The organism is Pseudomonas sp. 20P_3.2_Bac5 (assembly GCF_025466035.1).
Lineage (GTDB): Bacteria > Pseudomonadota > Gammaproteobacteria > Pseudomonadales > Pseudomonadaceae > Aquipseudomonas.
Genome location: NZ_JANLOA010000115.1, coordinates 1 through 7,858, shown reverse-complemented (window position 1 = coordinate 7,858; position 7,858 = coordinate 1). Strand labels below are relative to the sequence as shown.

The 7,858-nt window shown below is 62.5% G+C and carries 5 protein-coding genes; 3 read left to right on the top strand and 2 right to left on the bottom strand.

What is annotated here, in order from left to right; genetic code table 11:
* The coding region (locus NTD88_RS21430) for a beta strand repeat-containing protein (protein ID WP_262155667.1) at positions 1–3,673 on the top strand (3,673 nt) is incomplete at its 5' end.
* 218 nt (positions 3,674–3,891) lie between these two features.
* Here the strand turns inward: NTD88_RS21430 and NTD88_RS21425 are convergent.
* Positions 3,892–4,275, bottom strand: a complete 384-nt coding sequence (locus NTD88_RS21425; protein ID WP_177454511.1) for a YbaN family protein — start codon at positions 4,273–4,275, stop codon at positions 3,892–3,894.
* Positions 4,268–4,855 (bottom strand): YecA family protein, encoded by a 588-nt coding sequence (locus NTD88_RS21420; protein ID WP_095160070.1) that lies wholly within the window; start codon positions 4,853–4,855, stop codon positions 4,268–4,270. Before NTD88_RS21420 ends, NTD88_RS21425 begins: the two co-directional genes overlap by 8 nt.
* A 238-nt stretch (positions 4,856–5,093) precedes the next feature.
* Here NTD88_RS21420 and recQ point away from each other — a divergent pair, with 238 nt between their 5' ends.
* Positions 5,094–7,229 (top strand): DNA helicase RecQ, encoded by a 2,136-nt coding sequence (recQ, locus tag NTD88_RS21415; RefSeq protein ID WP_095160069.1) that lies wholly within the window; start codon positions 5,094–5,096, stop codon positions 7,227–7,229.
* A gap of 117 nt (positions 7,230–7,346) precedes the next feature.
* Entirely contained in the window at positions 7,347–7,787 is a 441-nt protein-coding gene (locus tag NTD88_RS21410; protein ID WP_095160068.1) for a MarR family transcriptional regulator, read from the top strand.
* Positions 7,788–7,858 lie beyond the last annotated feature (71 nt).

The following is a 7,858-nucleotide window of genomic DNA, read 5'->3' as shown; positions in this document are numbered from 1 at the left end:
GGACGGCGACACCAGCACCGCCAATCTGGTTCTCAACATCAAGAACCTCAACGACCCAGTCACCCTCAACGGCCTTAACGTTGCGGGTGGGGAACTGACGGTCTACGAGAAAAACCTCAGCGACGGCAGCAATCCGAACACACCGGCGCTGACCCAAACCGGCACCTTCACTGTTACCGCACCGGACGGTCTACAGACTCTGAGCGTGGGCGGTATCAATGTCATCAGCGGTGGCGTGGCTGCCGGTTTCCCACAAACCGCCACGACTCCGCTGGGGAATACGCTGACCGTCACCGGCTACAACGCCAGTACCGGCGTGGTGACCTACAGCTACACCCTGCTGGACAACGAAGCCCATCCAAACGCTGGCGGCATCAACAACCTCACCGAAAGTTTCACCGTCACCGCGACGGACACCGATGGCAGCACCACCAGCGGCAGCCTCGACGTAAACATCGTCGACGATGTACCAACCGCTCGTCCCGATGCGGTCTCGGTCATCGAGGGCGATACGGTGATCGGCAATGTATTGACCAACGACACCAAGGGCGCCGATGACCCAGGCAGCAATGTGGTGGTGGGTGTCCGCGCCGGCTCCAACACCGCGACATCGGCCATTGGCTCGCTGAACACCAATGTCGCTGGCACCTACGGCACCTTGACCCTCGATGCCGCGGGGAATGCGGTGTATCACGCCAATCCGAACTCGGTGGCCGCTGCCGGTGCGCAGGACGTGTTCACTTACACCATCCGTGATGCCGACGGTGACGAAAGCACCACGACCCTCACCGTCAATGTGAAGGATTGTGCGCTGATAGCAGGTCAGGACCAGGATGTGACGGTGTATGAAAAAGCCCTGGACCTGATCAAGGATGGCCAGGATCTGGCCGCCGGTACTGTGGTCGGCAGCGATCCCGCTGCTACCACGGAAACTGGCAGTGGGACTCTGGTCGGGTCGGTGTCGGGCGGCTCTGGCGCTATCTCTTACAGCCTGATGGGAAGCTCGACTGGCGCCTACGGCCAGATCCAGCTCAATGCCGACGGTTCCTACAAATACACCCTGACCTCCGCACCGAAAACGCCGGGTGGTGCCAACGACGGCGCGAACGTGATGACCGAATCCTTCACCTACAAGGCGACGGATGCGTTGGGCAACTTCACCACCAGTACCATCCTGATCAACATCGTCGACGATGTGCCGAAGGCCGTGGGTGCAACCCGCTCTGTCACGCCGGGGCAGGTGGACTCCAACCTGCTGCTGGTCATCGACGTGTCGGGCAGCATGAACGATGCCTCTGGCGTACCGGGACTCACCCGCCTGCAACTGGCGAAGCAGGCCATTGCCGCATTGCTCGACAAGTACGATGACTTGGGCGATGTGAAAGTGCAGATCGTCACCTTCTCCAGCGGCGCCACCGGGCAGTCGGCGGTGTGGGTCACGGTCGACCAGGCCAAGACCATCGTCAACGGCCTTAGCGCCGGTGGTTCGACCTACTACGACTCGGCTACTACCTCGGCGCAGAGTGCCTACACCACTGCCGGAAAAATTGTAGGTGCGCAGAACATTACCTACTTCTTCTCCGACGGTGAGCCGACCTCCGGGCACGCCATTTCCGGCACCCGGGAAACTACCTGGACCAATTTCCTCGATGCCAACGGGATCAAGTCCTACGCCATTGGCTTGGGCAGCGGGGTCAACGCCAGCAACCTCAATCCGCTGGCCTACGACGGCAGCACCCATACCGACACCAATGCCACTGTGGTGACCGATCTCAACCAGTTGAATTCGGTGCTCTCTGGCACGGTACAGGGGGCGCCGATCACCGGCAGCCTGATGAGCGGTGGGTACTTCGGCGCCGATGGCGGCTTCATCAAGTCGCTGGTGGTGGATGGCACGACCTACACCTACGATCCGAAAGGCAATTCCAACCAGGGTTCCTACGCCGCCAGTGGTACTGATCGCGGAACCTTCGACACCGTGACCAACAGCATCACTGTCAAGACGGTAATGGGTGGCTCGCTGGTGGTGAACATGGACAGCGGCGATTTCACCTACACCCCGCCGAAGGACACTGGCAGCAGTCAGGTGGAGAACGTCGGCTTTGTGGTCAGCGATAACGATGGTGACTTGAGCAATGCCAGCCTGGTGATCAATGTCTACACCAACGCCGCGCCAGTGGCGGGGGCCGACCACGTCATCACCAATATTCTCTCGGCCAATATCACGGTGCCGGCCGAGGCCTTGCTGGCCAATGACACCGATGCCAACAACGACCGCCTGACGGCCTCGCCGATCACCTTCAATACTGGCTGGGCCGCCCGGGGCGCCGACTTCACCGTGGGAAGTACTACGCCGACCGTTCCGTTCACGGGCAACGGGGACAGCCCGGCGAACCAGTTGAAGGACATTGCCCGCAGCACGTTTACCGGCACCAGCGGCTCCATGACCGCGGCGCTGATCGTCAGTGGCTATCTGGGGGCTGTCACGACCGCCAACGCCAACGATCAAGACGTGATCACGGTCACCCTGAAACAGGGCGAGAGCCTCAAGCTCGACCATGACCGGCCTGTCGGCAACATACTGATGGAATGGAAGGACGCGTCTGGCAGCTATCAGACGATTGCTGACGGCAGCTCCTTCGTCGCCGCTCATGACGGGCTCTACAGCATTCATGTGGTCAACCTCACCAACACGAGCGGCAGCGGCGTCAACAACGCCGAGAACTACCAGTTGACCATGACCGTCGATTATTCGGGCGCGGCCAACAGCACTCCGCAGTACAACGGCAGCTACACCGTCAGCGACGGTCACGGCGGCACCGCCACCGGCGCGCTGGATATCACCTACCAGGACAGTTCCACCCTGACCGGCACCGCCAATGCCGACACCCTGCTCGGCGGCAGCGGCAACGACACCCTCAACGGGGGAGACGGCAATGATGTGTTGGTGGGCGGCGCTGGCAACGACTCGCTGTACGGCGGCAACGGCAATGACTTGCTGATCGGCGGCCTTGGTAACGATCTGCTCGACGGCGGGGCCGGAATCGACACGGCGAGTTACGCAAGCGCCACGAGCGCCGTGACGGTCAACCTGAGTACCGCTGGCCAGCAGAACACGGTTGGTGCGGGGCTGGATACGCTGGTCTCGATCGAGAACCTGATTGGCTCGGACTACAACGACACCCTTACCGGTGATGGTGGCGCGAACCGTCTGGAGGGTGGCCTGGGCAATGACACGCTCAACGGCGGTGGCGGCGATGATGTGCTGATTGGCGGGCGGGGGGACGACACGCTCACCGGTGGGCCGGGCAGCGACACGTTCCTCTGGCAGCAGGGCGATATCGGCCACGATGTGGTGACCGACTTTACCCCGGGCACCGATCATCTGGACCTGTCGCAGTTGCTCCAGGGCGAAAACACGACGTCGGCCTCGCTGGATGACTACCTGCACTTCAAGGTGAGCGGCAGCGGCGCAAGCGTGGTGTCGACCATCGAGGTCAGTTCGGTGGCCGGGGCGGCGCCGACCCAGACCATCGACCTTGCGGGGATCGACCTGGCCCAGCATTACGGGGTGACGGCGGGAGCGGGAGGGGTGATCGCCGCGGGGGCGGACACGGCGACCATCATCAACGGCATGATCAATGACCATTCGTTGAAAGTGGATACGGTTTAAGGGCGGGGACCGCGGGAGTGGCGCAGCATGCGGCGCCGCTCCCGCTTTTTTGTTCCACAGAATACCGGGAGTGATAATCCTTGGGGGCGTTGAAGCGATGCTGTCCTTGTAGGGGCTGGCTTGCCAGCGAATGGGCATGGACAGCGATGGCGTTTGATCTGGCGATGCTGAAGCTGTAGGAGCGAGCTTGCTCGCGAACGGCCCCAATACACACCTTTTCAAAGCGACCGGCGCAGCGTTTTCTGTCGAAGGATGTAGATCGTCACCAGCACCGCACTGGTCAACATGAAGCCACGCGCCCACGGCGAAGGCACCAGGTAACACGAGAAACTGATGCTGGCCCACATCAGGCCGATGGCGTAGACCTTGCCTTTGAGGGGAATGCCTTCGCCGCTGAGGTAGTCGCGGATCCACGGGCCAAGGCGCGGGTGATTCACCAGCCAATCATGGAAGCGGGGGGAGCTGCGGGCGAAACATGCGGCCGCGAGCAAAAGAAAGGGGGTGGTTGGCAACACCGGAAGGAAGATGCCAATCACCCCCAGCGCGACGCTGAGCCAGCCGATGGCCAGCAGCAGGTAGCGCACGAACGCGAACTCAGTGATGGCGTGGCTTGAGCAGGGCCGGCTTCTCGTCTGGCGCGTGGCAGAGCAGGTACAGCGCGGTCAGTGCTTCCGGAATCTGCACGATCATGTCGTCCATCAGGTTCGCGTCGCTGGCGATGTCGGCGAATTCCGGCTGTTCATCGAACAGGCCGGAACCGACCATGATCGGCAGGAGCATTTCGCTGACTTCTTCCTCGGCGCTTTCGAACCAGGCTTCCTCACGCAGGAAGACGCCTTCCATGAAACCGATGCACCAGCCACGCAGGTCGGAATCGTCAGGCTCGTCGCCCAGGTCGAGGTCGCATGGCAGCTCGAATTCCTCGTCGCTGGCCAGTTGGCGGGCGATGTGGGCCTTGAGCTGGATCAGCGTGGCTTCGATCTCGGCACGCTGTGCGTCGTTGGCGTAGTGAGGTTCCTCGGCGAACAGGGCGTCGATCCACTCACGGTCGGTCACCTCTTCGGCGCTGATCGACAGCGCGGTCAGGTAGCCGTGGGCGGCAACGTAGTCCAGCGCCTCTTCGTGCAGCTCGTCGGCGTCGAGGAAGGCTTGCAGGCGGGTCAATTGCTCAGCGAAGGACATTAGGGGCTACCTTGGAAATATAACGATGCTGAATTCTAGCATTTTGCAGCACCTGCAACGCAAAGGATGACGGTCTATCGTGCAACCCCCTTTGGCGTTGGGTGCTCGGGTATACTGCCGGCTTTTTTCCGGTGGATGCGGATTTCCCCGGTAAAAGCTGCTTGCGCATTTTTGCGTGAGTCGCGGACGGTTTTCATCCAGCCTGTGGCCGGATGGTTTCACGATTTTTGGAGTGGTTATGCTCGAACAGGCTCAGCGCGTCCTCAAGGATATCTTCGGCTACGACAGCTTCCGGGGACGCCAGGGGGCGATCATCGAACGCGTGGCCAACGGCGGCGATGCGTTGGTGCTGATGCCCACGGGCGGCGGCAAGTCGCTGTGCTTCCAGGTTCCGGCGCTGTTGCGCAATGGCCTGGCGGTGGTGGTGTCGCCGCTGATCGCGCTGATGGAAGACCAGGTCGCGACCCTCGACGAGCTGGGCGTGGCCGCCGCCTCGTTGAACTCCACCCTGAGCGCCGAGCAACAGCGCGAACTGGCCGGGCGGATCCGCCGCGGTGAGCTGAAAATGCTCTATCTCGCGCCGGAACGCCTGGTGCAGCCGCGCATGCTGGACTTCCTGCGTGAACTCGATATTGCCCTGTTCGCCATCGACGAGGCCCACTGCGTGTCGCAATGGGGCCATGATTTCCGCCCCGAATACCTGCAACTGGGCCAGTTGGCCGAGTACTTCCCCAATGTGCCGCGCATCGCCCTGACCGCCACGGCGGACATGCGTACACGGGAAGAAATCGTCACCCGCCTGCACCTGCAAGACGCCGAGCGCTTTCTCTCCAGCTTCGACCGTCCGAACATCTTCTACCGCATCGTACCCAAGGAGCAGCCGCGCAAGCAGTTGCTGGCGTTCCTCGGCGAGCGCCGCGGTAACGCCGGGATCGTTTACTGCCTGTCGCGCAAGAAGGTCGATGAGGTCGCCGCGTTCCTCTGCGACCAGGGTTTCCCGGCGCTGCCGTATCACGCCGGGCTGCCGGCCGAGACCCGTGCCGCCAACCAGCGCCGCTTCCTCAATGAGGAAGGGCTGATCATGGTGGCAACCATTGCCTTCGGCATGGGTATCGACAAACCCAACGTGCGCTTCGTCGCCCACCTCGACTTGCCCAAGTCACTGGAAGCCTATTACCAGGAAACCGGTCGCGCCGGCCGTGACGGTTTGCCCGCCGATGCCTGGATGGCGTACGGCCTGCAAGACATGGTGATGCTCAAGCAGATGCTGCAGAACTCCGAGGGCGATGAGCGGCACAAGCGCGTCGAGCAGCACAAGCTCGATGCCATGCTCGCCCTCTGCGAAGAAACCCGCTGCCGTCGCCAGGCCCTGCTGCGTTACTTCGACGAGGAGCTGCCGCAGCCCTGCGGCCATTGCGACAACTGCGTCGACGGCGTGCAGACCTGGGATGCCACCGAGTCGGCGCGTCAGGCGCTGTCGGCGGTCTATCGCACCGGCCAGCGTTATGGCGTCGGGCACCTGGTGGATGTGCTGCTGGGCAAGGACAACGAAAAAATACGCAACTTCGGTCACGAGAAGCTGGCGGTCTACGGCGTCGGCAAGGCCCGCGCCGAGGGCGAATGGCGTTCGCTGTTCCGCCAGTTGGTGGCGCGCGGCCTGGTCGATATCGATCTGGAGGGTTATGGCGGCCTGCGTCTGTCCGACAGTTGCCGGCCGTTGCTGCGTGGCGAAGTCAGTCTGGAACTGCGCCGCGACCTCAAGCCGCAGACCAGCAGCAAGTCCAGCAGCAGCGGCGGCAGCCCGGCCAGTCAACTGGTGCGCGGCGAGGAGCGCGAGCAGTGGGAAGCCCTGCGCGCCCTGCGCCGCAAACTGGCCGAGGAGCACGGGGTACCGCCTTACGTGATCTTCCCCGATTCCACCTTGCTGGAAATGCTCCGCAGCCAGCCGACCAGCCTCAGCGAGATGGCCCAGGTCAGCGGCGTTGGTGCGCGCAAGCTGGAGCGTTATGGCCAGGCCTTCCTCGAAGTGCTGGGCGGCGCAGCCGAGGCGCCTCCGGTGGTTGCCGATCTGCGCCACGAACTCGTCACCCTGGCCCGCGCCGGCATGACCCCGGCACAGATCGCCGGGCAGTTGCAGTGCAGCGAGAAGAACGTCTACAGCCTGCTCGCCGAGGCCATCGGTCGCCAGGAACTGTCGTTGGAGCAAGCCCTGGACCTGCCGGAAGACCTGATGGCGGAAGTGCAGGACGCGTTCCTCGATGGCGAGGGCGAACTGCCGCCAGTGTCGGAGATCAGCCCGCTGTTTGGCGCGCGGGTGCCAGAAGGCGTGCTGTATTGCGTACGTGCTGCACTGGCGTCCGAATTCGAGATGTGACCGGCGCGCCTGTCATGATTTTTTACGTTTGCCGTGAAGCCTCGTCCAGATGAACCTTGCCTAAGGGCAACGGCCATGGTTAGCTGGCTAATAATTAGTTCTGATTATGAGTTTTTTATGCCGTTGACCGATCAACACCGCTTCGGGATGCAACTGGCCCATATGTCCCGGGGCTGGCGTGCCGAACTGGACCGCCGCCTGGCGGGCCTGAACCTGTCCCAGGCGCGCTGGCTTGTGCTGTTGCACCTGGCCCGCTTCGAAGAAGCACCGACTCAGCGCGAGTTGGCGCAGAGCGTGGGGGTTGAAGGTCCGACCCTGGCCCGGCTGCTCGACAGCCTCGAAGCCCAGGGGTTGGTGCGGCGTCAGGCGGTGGTGGAAGATCGCCGCGCGAAGAAGATCGTCCTTTGCCCACCGGCAAAGCCACTGATCGACCAGATCGAAACCATCGCCAACGCCCTGCGACTGGAGTTGTTCATCGGCGTGGATGAAGAGGACCTGGCGGTGTGCATGCGGGTTCATACGCGGATTCTGGCGAACCTGGAAAAGTCCAAGGTCTGACCGGATCTGGCAAGACAAAAAAACCGATGCATTGTGCGTCGGTTTTTTATGGCTTCAGCAAGGCGACGGCT